The sequence below is a fragment of the Sphingomonas jejuensis genome (genome assembly GCF_011927695.1).
Taxonomy (GTDB): domain Bacteria; phylum Pseudomonadota; class Alphaproteobacteria; order Sphingomonadales; family Sphingomonadaceae; genus Sphingomonas_K; species Sphingomonas_K jejuensis.
In genome coordinates, this window is the sequence record NZ_JAATJE010000003.1 from 26336 (window position 1) to 48623 (window position 22288).

A 22288-nucleotide genomic window follows, 5' to 3' on the forward strand; every position below is an offset into this window, starting at 1 on the left:
ATCGGTGACGATGCAGCCGGCCAGCAAGGGCAAGAGCAAGGCAAACGCGGGGAGGCCAAAGAAGCCAAAGCCCTCCATGGCTCCGATGAAGACTGGCAGCGTCAACGCCGGTCTTACCATACCCGAACAGGTCACCCGGTCAAAGAAGCGCGTCGATGCCGTCATGGCGGACATCATCAAGACCCGCACGCGACTGAAGGACTTGGCGCGGCAGCTGGTAGAAGCGGAGCGACAGCTTGAGGCGGCGCAGAAGCTGCCCAGACGCTCGGCCGCCGGGCGAGCCGAGGTCAAGGTCTCCGAGGACATGGCATGAACTTCCTGATCGCCGACACTTTCACGGCCGCCTTCAACCGCCTGTCGGCCATCGATCAGAAGGCGGTGAAGGCCAGCGTGTTCGACCTGCAGATGGATCGGACCGGCAACGGGCTGCAGCTGCACCGCATCGACAAGAGCAAGGACCCAAACTTCTGGTCGGCCCGCGTCAACCGCGACGTCCGGCTGATTGTCCATAAAACTGGCGAGTCGATGCTGGTCGCCTATGTCGACCATCACGATAACGCCTACGCCTGGGCCGAGCGCCGGCGCATCGAGGCGCATCCCCGCACCGGCGCCCTCCAAATTGTCGAGGTTCGCGAGCGGGTCGAGGAGGTCGCTCCGCCTGCGCAGCTCGAGCTTGTCATGCCCGCCGCGACGATGCCAGCTGTGCAGCAACCGAAGCTGTTCGCAGCGCTCGACGACGATGCGCTGCTGTCGGTGGGTCTCCCTGCGGACTGGCTCACTGACGTGCGTGCCGCGACCGAGGATAGCTTCTTTGTCCTCGCCGAGCACCTTCCCGTCGAGGCGAGCGAGGCGCTGCTGGAATTTGCAGCGACAGGTCGGCTGCCCGCACCGGTCACGGCTCCTGCGGCCGATCCGTTCGCCCACCCTGACGCACTGCGGCGTATACGTCCGATTGCCGACCAGGAGGAGCTGGAGCAGGCGCTGGCGTTTCCTTGGGAGAAGTGGGGCGTTTTCCTCCACCCCTCCCAGCGCGAGCTGACCGACCGCACTTTCGCCGGGCCGGCGCGGGTCGCCGGTTCCGCCGGTACTGGCAAGACGATCGTTGCGATTCACCGCGCCGTGCGACTTGCCCGCGGGAACCCGGATGCTCGCATACTGCTCGCCAGCTTCTCGCAGCCGCTGGCCGGCGCGATGGCGAAGAAGCTGCTGGTACTCGCACCCGAGACGGGCGGCGTGGTGCCGAGGATCACCACCGCTTCCTTCCAAGGTATCGCGGAGCAGTTATACCAGCTTGAACACGGCGTTCGCCCACGCATCGCAACGAGTACTATCCTGCGCGAACGGCTCGCGCACTCGGCAAAGGCGGTCCAGCTGAAGGGGTTTTCGGACCGGTTCCTGCTGTCCGAATGGACCAACGTCATCGACGCCTGGGGCATCACCTCGGCCAACGCCTATGCGACAGTCCAGCGGATGGGGCGCAAGAGCCGGCTTGGACCCAACCAGCGCGAGCGGCTGTGGCCGGTGTTCGCCAGCGTGCGCGAAGCGCTGGCAGCCGAGCGCTTCACGACTTGGGCTCAGGTCTTCAACAAACTCGCCGATCGGCTCGCAGGCAAGCCGCACAAGCCCTTCGACCACGTCATCCTCGATGAGGCGCAGGACCTCGCCCCCGCCGAACTGCGCTTCTTTGCGGCGCTGGCGCCCGCCGGCACGGACGCGCTGTTTCTGGCCGGCGACATGGGCCAGCGCATCTTTCAACATCCCTTCTCCTGGGCGCAGCTGGGCGTCGACGTGCGCGGCCGCTCCCACGTGCTGAAAGTTTGTTACCGCACGTCGCAGCAGATCCGGCGTGCAGCCGACCACCTGCTACCTTCCGTGCTGCGCGACGTCGACGGCGTCGAGGACGAGCGGCTTGGTATTGTATCCGTGTTCGACGGACCGGCGCCTCTAGTGATTACGGTCAGCACGGCGGAGGAAGAGGCGACAACGGTTGCCAAGACCGTTTCCGGCTGGCTGGCAGAGGGCATAACGCCCGCCGAGATCGGCATCTTTGTTCGCACGCCGGACTTGGTCGCGCGCGCGCGCGAGGCGTTGGCGTGCGTCACCGACGCCGACGTGATCACCACCGCGCCCATGCACTTGGCCAAGGGGCTGGAATTCCGCGCGGTAGTGGTGATGGCCTGCGACCAAGGCATTCTACCGCTGGACGACCGCGTCGCCGACGCCGCCGACGAGGCGGAGCTGGACGAGATCTACGAGACCGAACGCCGGCTGCTCTACGTCGCCTGCACTCGAGCACGGGAGCACTTAATACTTACAGGCGTTGCGCCCGCTTCGGAGTATCTGGACGACCTTCGAGTTCGCCATTGAACGAGCTCAACTTCAATATACTCATGCTAGCTCCAACTCACGTCCGATAGCGCTCGATGAACCTATCTACAAACTATCATCGAGACGTTCCTGCTCGGCGTTCAGCTCCCTACGTCTCAGAGGCAGCCGCGCTGCGCTGGTTGAGGGGCTCCACGCTGCCCCCGCTGCCATAAGGCGTGGTCGCAATTCGGCTTGAAGCTGCAGGCCCTCGGCCGTCCAACGAAGAGTTGGTAGAACGTGGACTTGGCTAGTAGGTCCGTTAGCCGGTGGCGGACATGGCGCTATCGCAAGCTTGCGGAGCTTGAAATCGTCAGCCACTTTAGCTGTGCAAAGGGCGAGCTTTACTGGCTAACCTGGCGGCGGCTCGCGCTGACAGGCTAAATAGGAGGGTAATTTTGGCGGTACTTTTGGTAATCGCCCTCGTCGTGATCGCATTAATATGGATGAATGCGGTCGGAAAGGCAAAGGCTAGGATGCACTTTGCAAACGAGCGTGGGGCACAACGGGACACGCAGGCAGGGCATATTCGTAAACCAACTTGGATAGACACACCAAAAGAAAAGATCTTTTTTGAACAGGTCGTTGACGTCACGCATAAACAGGGTGTGTCGAAGACCTTTGTCATGAAAGGCTTTATGTCTCCTGACGCTGCGCAAGCTTTGTTCTCTCATGTTGCGCACATGGAAGCACGCGGCAGCTCCTTTTCGGAGCAGGTAATATCAGGAGCTGATTACGTCAGTGACGCGTGGCACCAGTTGCCGGAAGATGTTCGACGCGGCTTCGCGTCAAAGGACAAGCTAGGCGTACTCGGGCTTTTCTCCTGAAGAGGCAAATCTCAAAAAGGATATCACGCAAAGCGTGCCGTCCTTGTAGCTACAGGCGAGGCTGGCCGGTTCCAGCGCACGCGTTTTAGGCATCGGTACCATGCTCGGCCCGGCGGCGGAGCAATGTCGCTCGCACGATGCGGTATAGGCCGCGGGACGAACACTGCAACCTAGAGGAACATCGACCAACCGCAATCTTCGGACAAAATGTCTGAGTGTCCGAGCCCGCTGCTGCCGCAGCGGGTCCAAGGACGCAAACACTCGATAGGTCACCGCCTCAGCGGGGGCAGCGCTGCGCTGCTTGGGGGGCTCCACGCTGCCCCCGCTGCCACCACGAGTGTCATTTCTATCTGGCGGAGGATGTGTCTTTTCTAACTGGCGGCAACAACAGGAACGTGGCTTGTGCCGGGTCGGCAACAGCGGCTTAACCAGCGGCCGAACTCTTAACTTGGCTCAATAGTCGAGGTTGCGTTTTTCCATCTGTGCGGCCGCGAGGTCCGCGACCGGACCAGCGCCTTCGGCCAGCTCGTAGATCGCTATCACAGCCCTGTCGTCGAGACGCTCGACCATTGCCTGGACCGCTGACCAGTTAGCCACGTCGAGCGCGACCGTCGTGCTTTCCTTACCGGACACGGCGATCGGCCGCATCAGCCATCTTCGACCAGCGATCGGCCGAATGCAGCATACGGTCCCGAGCATGGGGGAGAACGAGCTGCTGCGCCTCGGCAAGATCGGCCGCTGCCCTCGCGCGGTAGTCGGCTGCGGTATCGGCCATGAAGTCCCCTCAGTTTAGGCCAGCCTTCTCAAACGCTGGCCCCTTTATCATTTACCGTTCATCCGATCGCGGACCGCCTTGGCGGGCACGAACGTCAGCTTTCGCGACGCCGCGATCGTGATCGCCTCGCCTGTCGACGGGTTGCGCCCCTGGCGCTCTGGGGTGTCCTTCAGCTTGAACTTGCCGAACCCGTTGAGGCTGACTTCCTCGCCAGTCGCGACAGCCGCGGTGATGTTCGCAAGGATCGCATCGATGACCTTCCTGGCGTCCGCCTTTGCGAGGCCATGGGCATTGGAGATCTGTTCGGCCAGATCGGATGTCGTCGTCATGAACACGTCCCGGTGGTGAATGATTGGACCGGCCTTAGCCCGGTTCACGTCGCGCCGCCATCGGGAGTTGCCTCCTGCGCGCTCATCTCGCCCTCGTAGGGGCGGACGAGCTTCAGGGCGTCTTCATAGCTGCCGTCGAGCCATGCCGTGAAATCGCGAGGGTGAAGGATCGCCGGCATGGCCTTGGGATGCCAGGGATCGACGGTGGCGTTGGGAGAGGTGGTGCAGAAGGCATAGGCATCGCCGCGCTCGGTCGGCCGCCACAGACCGGCGAAGAAGGCGATGGGCTGGTCGGGCAGCGAAAACCACATCTGGCGGGGTTTGCCATCGTCGCCCTTCCCGCCCTCGGGATGCGGCTCGGCGAAGTGCGTGAACGGGACCAGGCAGCGCCGATCGGGATTGGCGATCGACGGCTTCCACATCGACGATGAGAGATACCGCGCATTGGTGACGAACTTGTCCAGCTTGACCGCCGGGTCGCGCTTGCTCGCTACCTTGGTCGGGAAGCCCCATTCCATCGCGATCGGCTCAAGCGGGCGGTTACCCTCCCCTGCCCGCCTGACGACCAGTCCGTAGCGCGCTGTCTTCTTGCCCGTCGGGAAGATCTCGCGCGGCACCGGGTAGGTCTCGTCCTCGGGATAAGGCGGCTCGAAACCGACCGCCCGCATCACCGCGGCCTGTTTGGCGCTCAGCCGATATCGGTTGCAGATCGGTCCGGCTCCTTCATCGTGCCCAGGCTAGAAGAACTCCCGGCCACCGCTGTAAGCCGCATCTAGCCACTGCAAAACGGCGCAGGTGGTATCAGCGACTTAGCCCGTAAGCTCTGCAAGCGATCCGGCCGGTTTGCAGTCGTAAGACGCTCGGACCGCTTTCGAATGAACATTTAAGCGCTGCAAAGCATGCCTGATCGCGGCCAACCCTCCGACCAAGTCACTCAAGTCTCACGTGAACCAGCAGAACCGGCTCAAGAACCGTGCGACGTGTCCGCCCGTCTTTGCGAGGGCAGCGTCCAGTCCAACCGCGCGAGGACGTCCTGCGTTACCTGCTCGTCACCATCATCGATCGCCCTCAACGCCGCGTCCTCGAGTAGCTGCGCGACCTCACCGACCAACCCTTCCGACATCTCGTTGAGGAGACCGGCCAGGCTCGGGTGCTTCAGGTTCGACGCACGCGCGAGCGGGATGTCCCGCTCCAGTGCAGCCAGAACGCCCTGGAAATCGTCGCCGTTTTCGACCGGGCCGACATGCACCTCGCGGAACCGGGTGCTCATCTCCCGGTCGGCATAGAGAGCGCTCCTCGCCGCGTGCGTCCCGGCGCAGATGAAGGTGATCCGATGCTCCTCGCTGTTCGTGAGATACTTCATGAACGCCAGGAACTCCTTCTGGCGCAAATAGGAGGTCAGGGTGAGCGTGTTCAGCTCGTCGAGCACGACCACGCACACGGACAGGTTCTGGAGAACGGTAAGGCCCTGTGTCCGTTTCGGGGCCACTGCGGTGGCTCTGAGTGACGGCGCCCCGGTCTTGTTGATCAGTTGCTCGTAGAACTTCATCTCGTCCATCTTGGACGTGCACTCGAGTGGCAGAACGGTCGAGGTGGCACCGATGCCGCGCTCGGCCCTGAACTGGGTCACGCAGTTCCTGATGAGCTGCGACTTGCCCGCATGCGAATGGCCGTACAGCAGTATGTGGCGACCACGCGTGGACGGTTTGGCCCTGAGCGTGCGCATTACCGTGCGCTTGATCGGAGCCAGACCCGGATACTCCACGAACCAGGTCGGGCGCGAGTCGACGATCGACTGGGCGCGCGTCTCGTCGTCCCGTTTCATCCACGACGCGGCCTCGGGGCTCAGGTGCGGGTAGGCCGTCATCGCGCCCAGCGCGACTTGATGTGGCTGAGCGGGAAGGGCACGACGTTGTCCGGATCGGCGAACGGGCGACCCCGAACGTTGGCCGGAGCCGCCGGAGCGACCTCGCCGACGACAGGTTTCGTGCTGGGCTGCTCGGGCGGCCCATGCGAAGGTCGCTCCACGACCATGTCGGTCGGGATCACGCCGGCCTGCTCGGCGCGAAGCGCCTTCTTGGCCGCGGCACGCGCACTACTCACGACCTTCTGCTTTTCGATCTCGGCCTTCACGTTGACAGCATGGGGGGTCCGGCGCCCCTTGTTCTCCCGCTTGACGCGATTGAGGTTCGCGACCGCGTCCTCCGTGAGGAGCCGGGCGGTGCACGGGACCGGGAAGTACCGCTCGGTGCTCGGGTCAAAGAACTGCATCCAGCCCTCCTCGCGCTCGTCGTAGGCGAAGATGAACTCGCCGCCTTGGGGATGCCTGCGGCCGATCCAGCAGGTCACCTCGGGCGAGTTGTAGCGCCGATAGTTCTCCTGAAGCCCGTACTGCTGAATGTTCTTGCGAGTGATGAATGGCAGGAAGGCGCAACGGACCTGATCGGGCTCGAACCGGCGCGGCGCCTGGTATGCCTGGTTTGCAAGCCACATCTCCATGGGCGAGTAGCCGGTCGAGCTGTGCACCGTGTGGTGATACCGATAGAGCTCGATCGCGATCACCTTCTCCGCCTCCTCAAGGGACAGGCAGGCGCGTCCCTCGCTGTCGTAGCCCGCTTTCATGAGCACGTTCGAGAAGGTCTTCCCCGGCAACTCCGCCATCTCGGCCTGGACAGTGCGGATCATGCGCTCGACATGTCCGCCGTCGTCCGGAACGCCGATGCGGCGGGTGGGATGTTCGATGCCCAGCAGATCGCAGCCATGCTCGAACGGGTTGGCCGTAAGGTCCCGGCCGTGGTCGGTATGGATGCGGCGCATTGGGCCGGCGAACGGCCAATCGATCCAGTCGAGGCCGAGACCTGCGAGCCATCTCGCCTTCGGATTGATCGCCCGCGTCATAACCTGCGCCGTCAGGAGGCTGCTCGGCTTCCGCATCGAAAGCATTACCGCGAGGATCACACGCGTGAAGATGTCTATGACGATGGAAAGGGTCGGCCTGCCCATGACCCCTCGGCTCAATGGGTGTACCACTTCCAGGTCGAGGATGCTGTGATCCGTCTGCGAGAACTCGAGCGGGCGCGAGGCGGGCAGGAACCCGCCGCCATGCGGGGCGAAGCGCTCCCTGGCCGCCTTCGCGCCCTCCCTCGCGACCGTCACCGCTTCCGGGTCCCTCCGCCTGATGCGCTTCTTGATCGTGCGGATGTCGACCAGATCTTCCTGCGCGACCTTGGTGCTGAAGACGCGATCGACGGCGGTGATGCGCCCGCGCTCGGGTGTCAGGTAGGCGATGTCGATCGCCTCCTCGATCGCCGTCTCGATATGATCCGGCAGGCGTCCGCGCCTCGTCGTCGGCTTGGGCCTGGGCAGGAGACCGACGAGTCCGTCGCTCGTGTACCGACCGCACCAGTCGGTCAGCGTCCGCCAGCTGTACCCATTGGCCTTGCTTTCCGCGACGGCGGCGGAATGGCGGCTCCGACCCGGCCCTTTCTCGTCAATCAGTATGCGTCGGACACGGCGCTCGCGATCATAGGCGACACGCCAGCGTTCCTCTTCGGCCGGCGTCCGCGGACCGGCCGGCAGCTCCACTCCTGCGCTCGTTCCGCGAACCTCGTCTGGCATCGGGCACCTCTGACGGGAGCGTACCATGATCCCGGCCTGTCGTCATCGGCATGCGACCGGTACGTTCGGGCGCGAGCGGAGGCAGGTGCGCTTGTCCGAGCTTGGTGTGTCCGAGCAGCTTCTTGAGCGCCTCGCGTGACGGCCGCTCGTGCGTGCGGCGCAGGTATGCGACCGCGGCCGCGACCTCGTCCGGGTTGGGGAGATACTTGGGCCGCCGCAGATGCGTCTCCACCACCTGGAGGTACGCGTGGGGCGGATCGATCGCATCCGCGAGCGCCCATGACTGCCAGACCCCGGCCTTCTTGCAGGTCTCGACAAAGCGGAGCGGCCACTCCGTGAGCAGGCGCTCGGTCAGATCGAGGAGCGGAGCACGATCGGAGACGGGTAGCAGCTCGACGTCACGGCGATTCCGCTTGGCCGTCGGCAGCACCGGATCGCCGCCCCAGGTAGAGGCTGCGACCTCGCGCATTCGCATCGATCTCGGGCCGGTAGCCAGGGTCTTTGCGACCTGACGGACCAGCGCGAAATACAGATGCGAGTAGGAGAACGCGGTCCGGTGGAGATCGACCCAGCCCTGGGCCAGTGCGTTCTCGGCTCGTGCCTGGAACGATAGGAGGTGCGAACTCGCCGGAGGAGACTCGGCGCGGGCAAGATCGGACCGACACCGCCAGCATGATGACGGGCCAGACGATCTGAGCGGCAGGACCGCACGCAGGCATTCGGGACACCGATCGAGCAGTTCGATCCCGTGCTGCAGGCAGGCGCCCGACACGGCGAGCCGCCACTTTCGGCGGAAGTACGGCTTCTGATCCGTGCCGAGACACGCCGGACAGAACTGCTGGCCGAAACCGCGCCGATCGCGGTCGCGCAGTCCGATCGGCAGGATCCACTGCGTCTGGCTCCGCGCGAAATAGGACACAACCAACATGCCGTCATAGGCCGGCAGTCCAGTTTCGCTGGCTCGCCGCAGACTGGTGCCCGTCGCGTGCGCCAGATCGGCAACGATCGGGTCGGGTGCCTGCTTGTCCATGTCCCGACCCATCACGGCAGGGCGTGGTCCCCAGAGGCTTGTCGCGAGCGAGAAGGGCTTCATGCCGTGTGCCAGCGCATTGCGCGCGAACCAGGACGAGAGGAGTTCGCCGGGCAGCGGCGATTGCGCCAAAGGCCATAGCCCTACAACGCTTGGCTCCACCATCGGCGTCCTCCGTCGTGGCGAACCGCTCCATGAGCGTTGGTACGCCGCCGCCTTCATTCGCTCGTGCGAGAAACGCTCGCCGGGGCTCGGCGAGCGCTATTCGCCTGCCATTTACCCCGCCCGAGAGGGATCAGGGCAACCCTGGATTGTTGCAGACCAGCCCCGACGCCGTCGCACGCGAAGTTACTTCTCCCGCATGTGCCGCCATCAGCCCATTCGCTCGCCAAGACGCTAACGCGCAGGCTTATCTATCAGAAAGGTACGTTTACTGGGCCGCATGCCTCCACGACAGCAATCACCACCGCCGGGTCCGGGCGCACGCGGAAGTCGGGCTCGACGAAGGCGTAGCGCACGATCCCGCCACTATCGATCACGAAGGAAGCGGGAATGGGGAGCAGCATGCCGGAGTCGCCGTAGATGTCGGCAAGGTCGAGACCGTGCGCCCGGTAGCTCGCGTGCAACTCCGCGCCCATTGGGTGTGCGAGGCCGAGCGAGAGCGCCAGCCCGTGGTCGACGTCGCAGAGCATCTCCGCGTTCGGCGCCAACCCGCAGCGCGTCTCCTCCGCTCGCCCGCCAATCTCGCCGCTGACCGCGACGAAGTGCCCGCCCACTGCCTCCAGCCGCGGGATCGCCTCGTGCCAGGCTTGCAGCTCGCCGCGGCAGTAGGGGCAGAAGCCGCCGCGCATGAAGCTGAGCACCACCGGCCCTTCGGCCAGGCGATCGGCGATATCGACGTAGCGGCCACGCGAGTCCGGCAGTGCGAACGGCTCGAACCGGTCGTAGAGCTTGGGCGCGTCAAGGCCCGCGCCGCTCTGGCGTAGCCGGCCGACGAAGCCGTCGAAGAGCGCGTTCCAGTCGAAGGCGGGCGCGGCGGGGGCAGCGATCGTTTCCATGGACGCCATTGTGGCGGGGCGGGCCGGGCGTGTGAAGGACCCGGGCGTGCATGGGTTCCATGCGCGCCAGCGATGGACCGGAGCCCGCGATGCGGGCCGCGCATGGAAAGCATAGGACCTCGGCATTTCACCGCGACGACCCGCTCGGCCAGTTGAAGGGCACGGAAGCGGTCACCCCCGATCGTCCCGTCCCGACACGCAAGGAACACGACCATGAAGCTCAAGACCCTCATCGCCGCGCTGGGCCTCGGCCTCGCAACCGTCGCCGTCCCGGCGCCCGCCTTCGCCAAGGACGCGCCCGTCTACACCGGCACGTTCAGCAACACCGCGGTCTCCGGCTACGACACCGTCGCCTACTTCACGCAGGGCAAGCCGGTGAAGGGCTCGACCGAGTTCCGCACCACCTACAACGGCGCGGAATGGCGCTTCGCCAGCGCGGCCAACCTCGCCAAGTTCCGCGCCAACCCGGGCCGCTACGCCCCGCAATACGGCGGCTACTGCGCCTGGGCGGTCAGCCAGGGCTACACCGCCTCGGGCGACCCGACCGTCTGGAAGGTCGTCGGCGGCAAGCTCTACCTGAACTACAACCAGGAGATCGGCGCCAAGTGGTCGAAGAACATCCCCGGCTTCATCCGCGCCGGCGACGCCAACTGGCCCAAGGTCCTCGGCTGAGCCGCAGCCGATCCCCGACCCCTTGAAGGAGTGACTGCGATGAGCACGTCCCACCGCCGCATCCAGATCGTCCTCGTACTCTACGTCGCGTTCGTGTTCGTCCAGTCGCTCTTCTTCAAGTTCACGAACTCGCCCGAGACCGTCTACATCTTCGGCACGCTCGACGAGTGGGCGGGAGGCCTGGGCTTGCCCGGCCTGTTCGCGCCTAACGGCATCTTCTCGCAATACGTGATCGGCTCGGCCGAGCTCGTGGCGAGCGCCGCCCTCCTCGCCAGCCTCTCGGCCCGCTTCCGGTCGCTGCGCCCCTACGCCGCGCTTCTCTCCATGGGCGTGATCTCCGGCGCGATCCTGTTCCACCTGTTCACGCCGCTGGGCGTGTCGGTGCTCAACGCCGACGGCACCCGCGACGGCGGCCTGCTGTTCGGGATGGCGTGCGGCGTGTGGCTCGCCTCGGCCGCGCTGATCTGGCTCAACCGCGACCGCGTCGCCCTGCCCGGCGCGCTGCGCCGGGCGGTGGCGGCCTGAGCCGCGCCGGCGAAGGGAGGCTCGCCATGGACGCCTGGCTCACGGACACGATCACCGGCTATGCCGCGTCGCCGGTGCTGCTGTTCGCCGCCCTCTTCCTCCTCACCTTCGTGCAGGAGGACGCGGTCAGCGTGACGGCGGGCCTGCTCTCGGCACGCATGGTGATCGACCCCGTGCCGGCCGTCGCCGCCGTCGTCCTCGGCACGGTCGTCGGCGACCTGGCCCTCTACGCCGCCGGCCGCTGGCTGGCCGACACCCGGCCCGTCCGCAGGCTGCGCGCCGCGAGCGGGCCGCTCGAGGGCCGGCTGCGGCGGCAGGGCCTGCTCGCCGTCGCCGCCGCGCGCTTCGTGCCCGGCACCCGTCTCCCCGTCTTCCTCGGCAGCGGCGTCGTCGGCACGCCGCTGGCGGCGTCGACCCTGGTCATCTCGCTGACCACCCTCGCCTGGACACCGGGCCTGTTCTACCTCGGCTACGGTGCGGGCGAGCACGTGCTGGCTATGATCACGCCCTCCTCCGGACTGATGGTCGCCGCACTGCTCGCAGCGGTCTGGTTCGCGCCGAACATCGTCCGTCGAGGCGTCAGCCTGGTCCGCCCGGCGACGGCCGTCGCGGCGGCGGGGGCCTGACCCGTGACCGACCCGACCGGTCCGGAGCAGGACGTGGCGGCACCCCGCTTCCGGCTCAACGCGCATGCCGATGTCGGCGTGGAGGTGCTGCACGCTTCGCTCCGCGACCACCACTTCGACCCGCACTTCCACGAGACCTACCTGGTCGGCTTCACCTGCGGCGGCGTCGAGCGCTTCTCCCAGTCCGGCCGGCCGGAGGTGTCGCTGCCCGGGCAGGTCAGGGTCGCCGAACCCGGCGCGGTTCACACCGGTGAGCCGGGCGACGATCAGCCCTGGCGCTACGTCGCCCTCTACTTCGGCGCGGAGGCGTTCGCCGACCTGCGGCCGGAGGCACCCGCCGCTCCCGTCTTCGAGAAGGCGGTGCTCGACGATCCCCAGCTCTTCCGCATCGGCCTCGATCTCGCCGACGCCCTAGCGCACGCCCTCGACCCGGCCGAGCGCGAGGAGCGGTTGGCGCTCCTGCTGATGCGCCTCAGCCGGCATCAGGTCGGCGCCGACGCCGGCGAGGTGCGGCCCGAGCCCGAGAAGATCCGGCTGGCCCGCCAGTACATCAGGGCGCGCATGGCCACGGTCGTCCGGCTCGAGGAGCTCGCGGCGGCGGTGGGCTTCAGCAAGTTCCACCTGCTCAGGACCTTCAAGGCCGCGACGGGCCTCACCCCCTGGCGCTACCAGGTGCAGCTGCGCCTCGCGTCGGCACGCGCCCTGCTCCGGGACGGCGTGCCTGCGAGCCAGGTGGCGGTCATCTGCGGCTTCTTCGACCAGAGCCACTTCACCCGGCTGTTCCGGGCCTCGTTCGGCATCACACCGGCCGCGTTCCAGTCGGCCTACAAACGGCTGTGACCACCGCGATCACCACGGCGGCCCTGGGCGCGCGCGCCGACCGCAACATCGTGCAAGACCGTTCAACGCCACGGCCCACCTTGCGCCCCATGAACGCGACCCGCCCGGTCCAGACGACTCGCAGGCAGGAGAACGGCCTCGCGCTCACGACCGACGATCCCGCGATCGTTGCGGCCGTGGACGCTCTGGAGGCGGAGCTGCTCCGCTACGGCAAGGGGGTCGGTCGCTACCTCGACGGCCCCGCCGCGGCGAGCGACTGCGCGCTCGCGGTCGCCTACGCCGCCGCCGTCCACCTGTTCGCGCTGACCACCGAGGGCCGGGCGCGGGCGATGCCGCTCGTCGGGCGGGCCCTGCGCCTCGCCAGATCCGCCACCGCGCGCGAGCGCACGGTGGTCGAGGCCGTGGCGCACTGGGCGGCCGGTGACACCGCGCGCGCGACCGCGCTCCACATGGAGGTCGCGCGGCGATGGCCCGCCGACCTCGTCTCCGCAAAAATCTGCCAGTTCCACCAGCTCAACGCCGGCGACTTCTCGGGCATGCTCGCCTGCACCGGCGCGCTGGTCGGGGCGCTGCCGGACAACGGCTGGACGCTCGGCATGCACGCCTTCGCGCTCGGCCAGACGGGCGACCTCGCCGGTGCGGAGCGCGCGGGGCGGGCGGCGGCGGCGCTGAATGCGGACCCCTGGGCGCACCACGCCGTCGCGCATGTCCTCGATGACGCCGGACGAGCGGCCGAGGGACGCGCGTGGATGCGCGAGCACGGCCGGGTCTGGGAGGACTGCTCGTCCTTCATGTATACCCACAACTGGTGGCACGCGGCGCTGTTCGAGATCGGGCTGGGCGATCACGGCGCCGCGCTCGCGCTTTTCGACGAGCGGGTCTGGGGCGTCCGGCGCGACTGCTGCCAGGACCAGGTCAACGCGGTGTCGCTGCTCGTGCGCTTCGAGCTGCTGGGCATCGACGTCGGCGATCGATGGGACGACCTCGCGCCGCATCTGGAAAAGCGGATCGGCGATCAGGCCAACGCCTTCGTCGACCTCCACTATGCCTACGGCCTGGCGCGGGCCGGTCGCGACGGTGCGGTCGAACGGCAGCTCGCAGCTCTGCGCACGGGTGGCGAAGCGGGCGAGCCGCCGGCTCGCGCGTTCCGCGACGCGGTGGCGATGGCGGCCGAGGGCATGGCGGCGCACGCGCGCGGCGACCATGGTCGCGCCGCCGCGCGGCTCGCCGCGGTCGGCGGGCATCTGCCCGCCTTCGGGGGCAGCCGCACCCAGCGCCGGCTGGTCGACCTAGTCCGCGAGGACAGCGCCCGGCGCGCCGGCGCGGGCGCCCGGATGCCCGGGCGGAGCGCGGCGCGCGCGTGAGGCCGCCCGGCGTCCTGGCGCTCGCTTTGCCGCTGCTCGGCTGCGGCATGCCCGACACGCCCGGGCCCGACGAGGCGAAGGCGGACGGGATCGAGCGCGCCTCCTACGCCGTGCCGGGCGCGGCGACGCGGGTCTCCTATCTCCGCGCTGGCGACCCCGGCGACCGCCGCGTCATCCTTGTTCATGGCACGCCCGGCTCCGCCGATGGCTGGGCCAGGTTCCTCGCCCGCCCGCCCGCGGGTGTCGAGCTGGTGGCGATCGATCGGCCCGGCTTCGGTGCGACGACGCCGTCCAACGCCGTTCCCTCCCTCGCGGCGCAGGCGGCCGCGATCGCGCCGCTGCTCGTCGAGCATGACGGCCGGTGGCCGATCCTGGTCGGCCACTCGCTGGGTGCGCCGGTCGCGGCGCAGGTCGCGCTGGACAACCCGGGCCGGGTCGGCGGCCTCGTGCTCCTTGCGGGCTCGTTCGACCCGGCGCTGGAGCACGTCTACGCGGTCCAGCGCATGGGCGAGTGGCCGGGCATCCGGTCGGCGCTGCCCCGGTCGCTGCGCAACGCCAACGTCGAGCTGATGGCGCTCAAGCCGCAGCTGGAGGCGCTCGCTCCTAGGCTCGCACGGCTGCGCTGCCGGGTTGCGGTGGTGCACGGGACGGAGGACAGGCAGGTGCCCTATGCGAACGTCGCCTTCCTCCGGACGCGGCTAGCGGCCGCGCGGCTGACAGTGCGGAGCCTGAAAGGCGTGAACCACTTCCTCCCCTGGAACAGCCAGGAGATCGTCGAGGAGACGATCGCGTCGCTGCTCGCCGAGGAGCCCGGCCGTTGCTGAGCGCCGCGCCCGACGTCGTCCCGCATCGCGGCATGCCGCCGCTCGACGACGCCCCGCCGCTGTCGCGCTTCGAGTTCTGGCCGGCGTGGCGCTTCTACGCGCCCGTGTGGATCTGGGCCGCGTTACTGTCTGTGCGACACCTCGGCGCGCGGCTGCCGCTGCTGGCCAACCCGGGGCTGCCCGCAGGCGGGCTCGTCGGCGAGGTCAAGTCGGAGGTGCTGGACCTTGTCGGTGCGGACCAGCGCGAATGGATCGCGCCCTACGTCTCGCTACTCCGGCTGGGCGGTCCCGCCCCGGCGCAGGCGGCCGCCGCGCTGGCCCGGGCGCGCGCGCACGGCCTCGACCTCCCGCTCGTCGCCAAGCCGGAGCTCGGCTGTCGCGGCGCGGGGGTGCGGCCGATCCGCACGGAAGGCGAGCTCGTCGACTATGTCTCGCGCTTCCCCTTCGGGGAGCGCTACCTGCTGCAGGCGATGGTGGACGTGCAGGGCGAGGCGGGCGTGTTCTACCAGCGCGAACCCGGCGAGGCGCGCGGGCGCGTGGTGTCGCTGACGCTCAAGTACTTCCCCCACGTGACCGGCGACGGTGTTAGCACCCTGGAGGAGCTAATCCACGCCGATGCCCGCGCCGGGCGGGTTTCCCACCTCTACCTCGACCGCCACCGGGACCGTCTGGCGGAGGTGCTACCCGCCGGCGCGGCGTTCCGCCTCGCCTTCGCGGGCAGCCACAGCCGCGGCGCCATCTTCCGCGACGGCACGGCGCTGGTCACGCCCGCGATGGAGGAGCGGTTCGACGCCATCGCGCGCTCCATTCCGGAGTTCTGGTTCGGCCGCTTTGACGTCCGCTTCGCCGACGTCGAAGCGTTGAGGCGCGGCGAGGGCTTCCGGATCGTCGAGCTGAACGGCGCGGGCGCGGAGTCGACCCACATTTGGGACAGTCGCACCCGGCTGCGCGACGCCTACGCCACGCTGTTCCGCCAATACGCGGCGCTGTGGCGCATCGGGGCCGAGAACCGGCGGCGCGGCTTCAGGCCGGAAGGCTGGCGCGCGTTCCTGGCACGCCGCCGCCGCGAGCGCGAGGCGACCGCCCGCTACCCGGCAACGGCGTGACGGCGCTCCGGCCGCGCCGGTGCGAGCTGCCGGACGGGATGACGGCGGAGAACTGGCGCAGGCACCCGCATGCGCCCTGGGCGTTCGCCAATCCGGCGGCATTCCTGCCGACCGCCGCCGTGCGCAAGGTCGCCCCGGTCCGCCCGCTTCCGGCGGGTGAGCCGCTGCTGCTGCCCGCCGGCGTGCCGATGGAACGCGGCGTCGCGTCGCTCGCACATGTTCTGCGCGAAACTCACGCCGACGGCCTGATCGTCCTCCACCGCGGCGCCGTCGTCTACGAGCACTACGCGGCCGCGACCTCCGCCAGCAGCCGGCACCACTGCTTCTCGATCACCAAGGCCGTGTTCGGGCTCGCGGCCGAGCTGCTGCTCGCTGAGGGTGCCTTGAGCCCCGACCTGCGCGCGGCCGATGTCGCGCCCGAGCTGGCGGGCTCCGCATTCGCGGACGCGACGCTGCGCTCGTTGCTCGACATGCGCGACGGTGTCGCGTTCGACGAAGATTACGGCAACCCCGGCGCGGCGATCCACCTTTACTCCCGGCACTTCTGGGGAAGCGGCGAGGGCGGCGTGCTCGCGGCGCTGCGCGACCTGAAGGCGCCGACGAACGCGGGCGCGCCGTTCCTCTACCGGACGCCGGCCTTCGACGCCGCCGGGCTGGCGCTGGAGCGCGCGACCGGCGCGCCGCTGCCGGACCTGGTGTCCCGCCTGATCTGGCGCCGGATCGGCGCCGCCAACCCGGCGCGCTGGGTCGAGGACACGGGCGGGCGGGCGATCGCGGCAACCGGCTTCGCCTGCACGCTGCGCGACCTCGCGCGGCTCGGCGACGCGGTCGGGGCCGCGGTCCGCGGCGAAGGCGACCCCGCATGGCTCCGCGCCGGCCGGGCACTGATGGACGGCGGCTGCCGCGACGCGTTCGCGCGCGGAGCCAACGCGACGCGCCCCGGCTGGTCGTATCGCGCCGGCTGGTGGGTCGACCATCCGACGGGCGCGCTCAACGCACTCGGGGTGTTCGGCCAGCGGCTGCATGTGGCTTCGGAGGAAGAGGTCGTCATCGCCCGGTTCGGGTCGCACCCGGTCGCGTCCAACCAGGCGACCGACGCCGTCCACGCGCGGCTGTTCGCGGCCATTCGGGATGAGCTGCGTGGCCGTTGACGTCGCGCCGCCACGCACCCTGGGCGGGCTACCCGCGCTGGCGGGGCACCTCGCGCACGCCTTCGCGCTCGTGCCGCCCTGGTCGCTCTCCCGCTCGACGCGGCGTCGCCGCGACCTGGAGCGCCGCTTCTTCGCCCGCACGCTCCGGGCCGTCGGCGTCGAGCTGGAGGTCGTCGGCGCGCCCGTCCAAGGGCCCGGCGTCATGTTCCTCGCCAACCACCTCAGCTTCACCGACGTGCTGGCGCTGGCGCCGCTGCTCGACGCCTCGTTCGTCGCCAAGGCGGACGTGCGGCGCTGGCCGGGGATGGGGCGGCTCGTCGAGGCGTTCGGGACGGTGTTCGTCGACCGCGACCGGCCGGCGGACGCGGCCGCGCAGGTCGAGGCGGTGGCCGCCCGGTTGCGCGGGGGCGGGCGGGTGGCGCTGTTCCCGGAGGGTACCACCTCGCGGGGCGACGGCGTGCTGCCCTTCCGGACGGCGCTGCTCGCGGCCGCGCGGCACGCGCGCGTCGTCCAGCCGATCGCGCTCGCCTACAGCGACGGCGCGCGCCGCGCCTATGTCGGCGAGGAGTCGCTGGTCGCCAACCTCGCCAGGCTGGCCCCGCACCGCGCGCGGCTCAGCATCGAGTTCCTGCCGCCGCTGCCGGACCCCAGAAGGTCGGACCGGAAGCACCTCGCGGCCGAGGCGCGCGAGGCGATCGTGCGGGCGCTCTCAGATCGGGCCGATGCGGCGCGCCCTTGGTCGCAACAGAAGGCGTAGACCGGCCAGCCACGCCATAATGGCGCCCGTCATAAGCAGGTAGGCGAGCAGGCCCGACACGCTGCCCCCCGGCACCGCCCAGAGCAGCAGGCTGTCGTTGCCGCCGGGCACGAAGCTGGCCCCCGCCGCCATCAGCGCGCCGCCGCCAAGCGAGCGCAGGACCGGCACCGCGCGCGGCCGCTCCACCCTGAACCTGCCGGCGACGGTGCCGGCGACCACCGCGCCGACGAGGGTCGCCGCCCCCGTCAGCAGCGCCGGCGCGGCGACCGCCACCGGCGCGCCGCCCAGGCCGGCCGCGACCGCGCCGCGAACCGCGTCGGCGTAGGTCCAGCCCGGCGTCAACGCGAACAGCAGCGCGCCCGCCCCGCCGAGGACGACCATCGCCGCTCGCAGCGGCCACCGCCCGGGCGCGGCCCGGTCGCCGCCGCGCGCCAGCGTCCAGGCCGCGCCCGCGACGAGCGCCGCGGACGCGGCCACCAGCAGCAGCCCCGCCGGTGACGGCGAGCCGAAGCGGTTCGGGCCGACCGGCGCGCCGCCGACCAGTCCGCCCACCATCGCGTAGCCGGCTGCGAGGCCAAGCGGCACCGCCAGGAAGCGCACCTCGCCCAGCGCGATGCGGGCCAGCGTCCCGAACAGGCAGGCGTCGTTGACCAGCGCGCCCGCGGCGAGCAGCAGCGCGCCCGCCGCCAGCGGCGGCGCGAGCGGCGCCTCGGGCGGCAGGCCGGCGCGCATGCCCGCCGTCCAGGCGAGCGGCAGGCAGACCAGGCCCGCCACCCCGCCCGCGACCAGGAACCCGGCGAGCAGCCGCGCCCGCCCCTCGAACACAAGCTGCCTGCCGGCCGTCACCGCGCAGGTGCTGCCCTGCCCCACCGAGAAGCCGACGAGGAAGCCGAGCAGCGCCCCGAGCCCCGCGACCGTCGCGCCGACGCCGGTCACATCCCGCCCTCCGCCATCGCCGCCAGGCGCCGGAGCCGCAGCAGGTGGACGGGCGCGTCGAGGCGCGCCAGCGCGCGCCCCATCGCGTCGCGGCCGGCCGCGACGGCCCGGTCGTAGGCGCGCCAGTTCCGGATCTCGATGCCGCCCACCTCGGGCATGACGTAGAGGTCGGCCGCCGCGCGGGAGGCCGCGAGGTCGGGGCCCGCCGCCATGGTCGCCGAGCGCATCAGGATGGAGACGATCGGCGGCCCGCGCCGCCACGCCCCCGACCAGAACCACCGCCCGAGCGGACGGGGGCGCTCCACGTCGGCGGAGGTGAGCCCCACCGCCTGCGACACGTCCACCGCGACCACCGGGCCGTCGTGCGTCGCTCGCATCACCTCGGAGGGCAGGTTGCGCAGCACGCCGCCGTCGACCAGCACGCGGTCGCCCATCGCCACCGGCGGAAGCACGCCGGGCAGCGAGATGGAGGCCCTGAGCGCGGTCGCGAGCGGACCGCGCCGGTGCGCCACCGGCTCGCCGGTCGCAAGGTCCGCCGACATGCAGAAGAACGGCAGGGGCAGATCGGCGATGTCGACGTCGCCGAAGTGCTCGGCCAGCCGGCGCTCGACCTTGCGGCCCCGCGTCATCGCCACGAACGGCAGCGCGACGTCGTCCAGCGGGTTGGTCGCGACGAACGCCGCCCGCATGCGCCGGTCCAGCTCCTCGCCATCCCAACCGGCCGCCAGCCCCGCGGCGACGATGCCGCCCATCGACGTGCCGCAAACCGAGTCGATCGGCACCCCGGCCCGGCGCAGCGCGTCGACGGCGCCCACGTGCGCGAAGGCGCGGGCGCCGCCGCCCGACAGCACCAGCGCGACCGCGCACCCGGTCAGCGTCCGCGCGAGCGGGCCGCAGTCGCCGCCGACCAGGTGGAAGTGGCGCGCGGGGCCGACCGCGTCCAGCCAGGCCGCCGTGCCGGCCGGCCGCTCGCCGCGCTGCACGAGGACCAGGTCGACGAGCCCGCTCGCCTGCAGGGGCTCGCTCGCGCACAGCCCGCAGTCGGCGGGCGGCGGCCGGTCGCCGTCGGCCAGCAGCAGCATGCGGTCGGCCTGGCGGCGGCACGCCGCGGCCCAGGCCCCCTCCTCCGCCTGCGCCGCGCAGAGCAGGTAGTCGTGCCGCGCCTCCGCCTCGGACCACCAGGCGGGGTCGCGATCCAGGAACGACGCGTCCAGCACGGCGACGTCGTGGCCGAGCGCGCGCATCGCGCCGGCCAGCAGCCCCGCCCAGCGGCGCGCGTCGACGCCGGCGTCCAGCGCCGCCAGCCCGATCACGCGCGGCGTGACGGCGCCCGCGCCTGCGCCCGCGCCCGCCGACCGCGAGCGGGCGACCAGCAGCCGCGCGACCTCCACCATCGCGTCGGGGCTGCGGCGGGCGGCCGCGAGGAAGCCGGCGCCCGGCATCGCGGCCACCTCGCTGTCGCGCAGCGCCACAACGGTCGCCGAGCGCGGCGTCCCCGCCAGCAGGCCGAACTCGCCGACGACGTCGCCCGGGCGGAGCACGCCCACCAGCGCGCGCCCCATCGCGCCCTCGCGGAACACGCCGAACGCGCCGGCGCGCACCATGAAGATAGCGTCGGGCGGGTCGCCCGCGCGATAGAGCGCGGACCCGCCCGCCACCGCGAGCGTGCGAACGGAGCGCGCGCGGTCGAACAACCTGGCGATGGCGGGGACGTCGGTCGTGGCTCGGCTCCTCGCCGGGCAGGCTGCCGGAGAGCGGCGGGCGGTCAAGTCACAGGATTGCTATCCGCAGGGCATTTCTCGCGGAATACGCCGGCCAAGATCGGACTGGTGTCGCGGCACGCGGCAGAGGGTCGAAGGGTGACGTTCGACAAGCGGAGGCAAAAGGGGCAGGGCGCGACCGGGCGAGCGCGCCCGGAGTGATGCGAACCATGCCGACCGTCGCCCTGGTGCAGCGACCCCCGGTCTTCCTCGACCTGCCGGCCAGCGTGGCGCTGGCGGCGGAGATCATCGGCGAGGTCGCGCGCGGCGGCGCGGACCTGGTCGTCTTCCCCGAGACGTGGCTCCCCGGCTACCCCGTGTGGCTGGACGACGCGCCGGACGCCGCGCGATGGGGGCACGCGCCGGCGGAGGCGCTGTTCCGCCACCTCTTCCAGCACTCTCCCGCGATCGACGGCCCCGAGCTGGCGACGCTCGCGGCGGCCGCCGCCGAGCACGGCGCGGACGTCGCGATGGGCATGCACGAGCGGCGCGGGGGCACCCTCTACAACTCCATCGCCTTCCTGGGCGCGGACGGGTCGCGCCACCTGCATCGCAAGCTGTCGCCCACCTACAACGAGCGGCTGATCTGGGGTTCGGGCGACGGCAGCACGCTCGGCGTCTGGGACCGGCCCTACGGAAAGGTCGGCGGGCTGGTCTGCTGGGAGCACTGGATGCCGTTGGTGCGCGCCGCCATGCACGCGCAGGAGGAGACGGTGCACGTCGCGCAGTGGCCGGCGGTGGGCGAGCGGCACCAGCTCGCCAGCCGGACCTACGCCTTCGAGGGCCAGTGCTTCGTGCTGGCGTCGGGCTGCGTGCTGACGCGCGACGACGTGCTCGCCGGCTTCGACAGCGCGCGCGGGGCGCCCGAGGCGCGCGACCTGCTGGCCTCCATTCCAGCGGACAAGTTCTGGCTGAAGGAGGGCGGCAGCGCGGTGATCGGACCCGACGCCGGCTACGTCGCGGGCCCGAGCTTCCGCGACGCGGCGACCGTGATGGCCAGCTTCGACCCGGTCGCGGCGAAGCGCAGCCCCTACCTCGACGTCCATGGCCACTACGCGCGACCCGACATCTTCGAGCTGCGCGTCGACACGACCCGACGGGAGGGGGTCAGGTTCGGCGAATGGCCGCAGGCCTGATCGCCGCGTCGGCGGTGCGCCGCGACGGATCAGCCGGGCGGCGGCTGCGCGGCGACGATCGACGACACCTTGCTGGCGACCTCCTCCAGAGTCGCCGCCATGCGCGTCGGCTCGGACGCCTCGCCGGCGCGATCCGGCGCGTAGCGGCTGGTCAGGTACTCCCGCCGGGCAGCCACCGCGCGAAGGTGCGCCACGGTCCTGACCCGTAGCACCAGGCCGGCGGCGACCGCCATCTCCATCCGGGAGGCGAGGTCGTGCTGGAGCCCGCGGATCGCCTCGGGGGACCGGCACCGGTGCAACAGCAGCGCGTTGAGGTAGAGTTCCACCGCGTGCAGGGCCAACATGCGATAGGGCGAACGCGAGGAGGGCACGTCGCGCCTCCCGCAGTTCGCCACGGCCGCGGCGGCGAGCCGGTAGTCGTCCGCGAGCGACCTGATCTCGCCCGCGGTCGCGCGATGTCCCGGGTTTGACGTGACGGCGGACGTCTGCATGCCGCGACGGTAGGCGGGAACGGTTGCCGCCCCGTCAAGCGGCCCGCGTCGGTCGCGGGCGATCGAGAACGCGTGTGCCCTTGTGCCTGCGCCACCGCG

At 70.2% G+C, this 22288-nt stretch carries 24 protein-coding genes; 13 read left to right on the plus strand and 11 right to left on the minus strand.

Annotated elements, in window-relative coordinates:
* Nucleotides 1-10: 10 nt before the first annotated feature.
* The 3 genes from GGR88_RS14060 to GGR88_RS14070 all read left to right on the plus strand — a co-directional run bounded on the left by GGR88_RS14060 (nucleotide 11) and on the right by GGR88_RS14070 (nucleotide 3191).
* On the plus strand, nucleotides 11-313 hold the full coding sequence (locus GGR88_RS14060) for a hypothetical protein (protein WP_167956310.1): 303 nt from the start codon (nucleotides 11-13) through the stop codon (nucleotides 311-313).
* Nucleotides 310-2367 carry a 3'-5' exonuclease gene (locus tag GGR88_RS14065; protein WP_167956312.1) on the plus strand — a complete coding sequence of 686 codons (2058 nt, stop codon included), beginning with the start codon at nucleotides 310-312 and terminating at the stop codon, nucleotides 2365-2367. The genes GGR88_RS14060 and GGR88_RS14065 overlap by 4 nt, the downstream gene beginning before the upstream one ends.
* Nucleotides 2368-2762: 395 nt before the next feature.
* The gene (locus GGR88_RS14070) at nucleotides 2763-3191 is read left to right on the plus strand and encodes a hypothetical protein (protein ID WP_167956314.1); all 429 of its coding nucleotides are present in this window, start codon (nucleotides 2763-2765) and stop codon (nucleotides 3189-3191) included.
* A gap of 453 nt (nucleotides 3192-3644) precedes the next feature.
* Here GGR88_RS14070 and GGR88_RS14075 read toward each other — a convergent pair whose 3' ends face one another.
* From GGR88_RS14075 to GGR88_RS14110, 8 genes are all read right to left on the minus strand, one after another.
* A complete protein-coding gene (locus GGR88_RS14075; RefSeq protein WP_007406362.1) occupies nucleotides 3645-3839 on the minus strand; it encodes a hypothetical protein in 195 nt (64 codons plus the stop codon).
* Nucleotides 3814-3966 carry a hypothetical protein gene (locus GGR88_RS14080; protein WP_007406311.1) on the minus strand — a complete coding sequence of 51 codons (153 nt, stop codon included), beginning with the start codon at nucleotides 3964-3966 and terminating at the stop codon, nucleotides 3814-3816. Before GGR88_RS14080 ends, GGR88_RS14075 begins: the two co-directional genes overlap by 26 nt.
* A 47-nt stretch (nucleotides 3967-4013) precedes the next feature.
* Nucleotides 4014-4295 carry an HU family DNA-binding protein gene (locus tag GGR88_RS14085; protein WP_167956316.1) on the minus strand — a complete coding sequence of 94 codons (282 nt, stop codon included), beginning with the start codon at nucleotides 4293-4295 and terminating at the stop codon, nucleotides 4014-4016.
* 44 nt (nucleotides 4296-4339) lie between these two features.
* Nucleotides 4340-5005, minus strand: a complete 666-nt coding sequence (locus GGR88_RS14090; protein ID WP_269450459.1) for an SOS response-associated peptidase — start codon at nucleotides 5003-5005, stop codon at nucleotides 4340-4342.
* Between the two features lie 254 nt (nucleotides 5006-5259).
* Nucleotides 5260-6162 carry a TniB family NTP-binding protein gene (locus GGR88_RS14095; RefSeq protein WP_096611473.1) on the minus strand — a complete coding sequence of 301 codons (903 nt, stop codon included), beginning with the start codon at nucleotides 6160-6162 and terminating at the stop codon, nucleotides 5260-5262.
* Complete coding sequence (locus GGR88_RS14100; protein ID WP_167956318.1) at nucleotides 6159-7880, minus strand: DDE-type integrase/transposase/recombinase; 1722 nt, start codon at nucleotides 7878-7880, stop codon at nucleotides 6159-6161. Before GGR88_RS14100 ends, GGR88_RS14095 begins: the two co-directional genes overlap by 4 nt.
* Complete coding sequence (locus tag GGR88_RS14105; RefSeq protein WP_167956320.1) at nucleotides 7819-9108, minus strand: TniQ family protein; 1290 nt, start codon at nucleotides 9106-9108, stop codon at nucleotides 7819-7821. Before GGR88_RS14105 ends, GGR88_RS14100 begins: the two co-directional genes overlap by 62 nt.
* A 251-nt stretch (nucleotides 9109-9359) precedes the next feature.
* On the minus strand, nucleotides 9360-10001 hold the full coding sequence (locus tag GGR88_RS14110; RefSeq protein WP_167956322.1) for a peroxiredoxin-like family protein: 642 nt from the start codon (nucleotides 9999-10001) through the stop codon (nucleotides 9360-9362).
* Nucleotides 10002-10214: 213 nt separating this feature from the next.
* On the opposite strand from GGR88_RS14110, the gene GGR88_RS14115 reads away from it, so the two are divergent.
* The 9 genes from GGR88_RS14115 (at nucleotide 10215) to GGR88_RS14155 (ending at nucleotide 17866) form a co-directional block, all read left to right on the plus strand.
* A complete protein-coding gene (locus GGR88_RS14115; protein WP_096611481.1) occupies nucleotides 10215-10673 on the plus strand; it encodes a YHS domain-containing (seleno)protein in 459 nt (152 codons plus the stop codon).
* A 39-nt stretch (nucleotides 10674-10712) separates the two neighbouring features.
* The gene (locus tag GGR88_RS14120) at nucleotides 10713-11198 is read left to right on the plus strand and encodes a hypothetical protein (protein WP_096611483.1); all 486 of its coding nucleotides are present in this window, start codon (nucleotides 10713-10715) and stop codon (nucleotides 11196-11198) included.
* A 26-nt stretch (nucleotides 11199-11224) separates the two neighbouring features.
* The gene (locus GGR88_RS14125) at nucleotides 11225-11824 is read left to right on the plus strand and encodes a DedA family protein (RefSeq protein WP_096611485.1); all 600 of its coding nucleotides are present in this window, start codon (nucleotides 11225-11227) and stop codon (nucleotides 11822-11824) included.
* Nucleotides 11825-11827: 3 nt separating this feature from the next.
* On the plus strand, nucleotides 11828-12664 hold the full coding sequence (locus GGR88_RS15640) for a helix-turn-helix transcriptional regulator (RefSeq protein WP_096611487.1): 837 nt from the start codon (nucleotides 11828-11830) through the stop codon (nucleotides 12662-12664).
* 89 nt (nucleotides 12665-12753) lie between these two features.
* Nucleotides 12754-14028, plus strand: a complete 1275-nt coding sequence (locus GGR88_RS14135; RefSeq protein ID WP_167956324.1) for a tetratricopeptide repeat protein — start codon at nucleotides 12754-12756, stop codon at nucleotides 14026-14028.
* Entirely contained in the window at nucleotides 14025-14852 is an 828-nt protein-coding gene (locus GGR88_RS14140; RefSeq protein WP_167956326.1) for an alpha/beta fold hydrolase, read from the plus strand. Before GGR88_RS14135 ends, GGR88_RS14140 begins: the two co-directional genes overlap by 4 nt.
* Nucleotides 14846-15958, plus strand: coding sequence for a D-alanine--D-alanine ligase (locus tag GGR88_RS14145; RefSeq protein WP_096611491.1), 1113 nt, complete (start codon nucleotides 14846-14848; stop codon nucleotides 15956-15958). Before GGR88_RS14140 ends, GGR88_RS14145 begins: the two co-directional genes overlap by 7 nt.
* On the plus strand, nucleotides 15955-17109 hold the full coding sequence (locus GGR88_RS14150) for a serine hydrolase domain-containing protein (protein WP_096611493.1): 1155 nt from the start codon (nucleotides 15955-15957) through the stop codon (nucleotides 17107-17109). The genes GGR88_RS14145 and GGR88_RS14150 overlap by 4 nt, the downstream gene beginning before the upstream one ends.
* The gene (locus GGR88_RS14155; RefSeq protein WP_167956328.1) at nucleotides 17099-17866 is read left to right on the plus strand and encodes a lysophospholipid acyltransferase family protein; all 768 of its coding nucleotides are present in this window, start codon (nucleotides 17099-17101) and stop codon (nucleotides 17864-17866) included. Before GGR88_RS14150 ends, GGR88_RS14155 begins: the two co-directional genes overlap by 11 nt.
* On the opposite strand, the gene GGR88_RS14160 is transcribed toward GGR88_RS14155, so the two are convergent.
* Together GGR88_RS14160 and GGR88_RS14165 are read right to left on the minus strand one after the other, a co-directional pair.
* On the minus strand, nucleotides 17819-18802 hold the full coding sequence (locus GGR88_RS14160; RefSeq protein WP_096611495.1) for a YeeE/YedE thiosulfate transporter family protein: 984 nt from the start codon (nucleotides 18800-18802) through the stop codon (nucleotides 17819-17821). The two genes, GGR88_RS14155 and GGR88_RS14160, sit on opposite strands and share 48 nt — an antisense overlap.
* Nucleotides 18799-20460 (minus strand): patatin-like phospholipase family protein, encoded by a 1662-nt coding sequence (locus GGR88_RS14165; protein ID WP_209023461.1) that lies wholly within the window; start codon nucleotides 20458-20460, stop codon nucleotides 18799-18801. Before GGR88_RS14165 ends, GGR88_RS14160 begins: the two co-directional genes overlap by 4 nt.
* A gap of 272 nt (nucleotides 20461-20732) precedes the next feature.
* On the opposite strand from GGR88_RS14165, the gene GGR88_RS14170 reads away from it, so the two are divergent.
* Nucleotides 20733-21698, plus strand: a complete 966-nt coding sequence (locus GGR88_RS14170) for a carbon-nitrogen hydrolase family protein (protein ID WP_096611499.1) — start codon at nucleotides 20733-20735, stop codon at nucleotides 21696-21698.
* A 29-nt stretch (nucleotides 21699-21727) separates the two neighbouring features.
* Here the strand turns inward: GGR88_RS14170 and GGR88_RS14175 are convergent, their stop codons facing one another.
* Nucleotides 21728-22189, minus strand: a complete 462-nt coding sequence (locus tag GGR88_RS14175; RefSeq protein WP_096611501.1) for a hypothetical protein — start codon at nucleotides 22187-22189, stop codon at nucleotides 21728-21730.
* Between the last annotated feature and the right edge of the window lie 99 nt (nucleotides 22190-22288).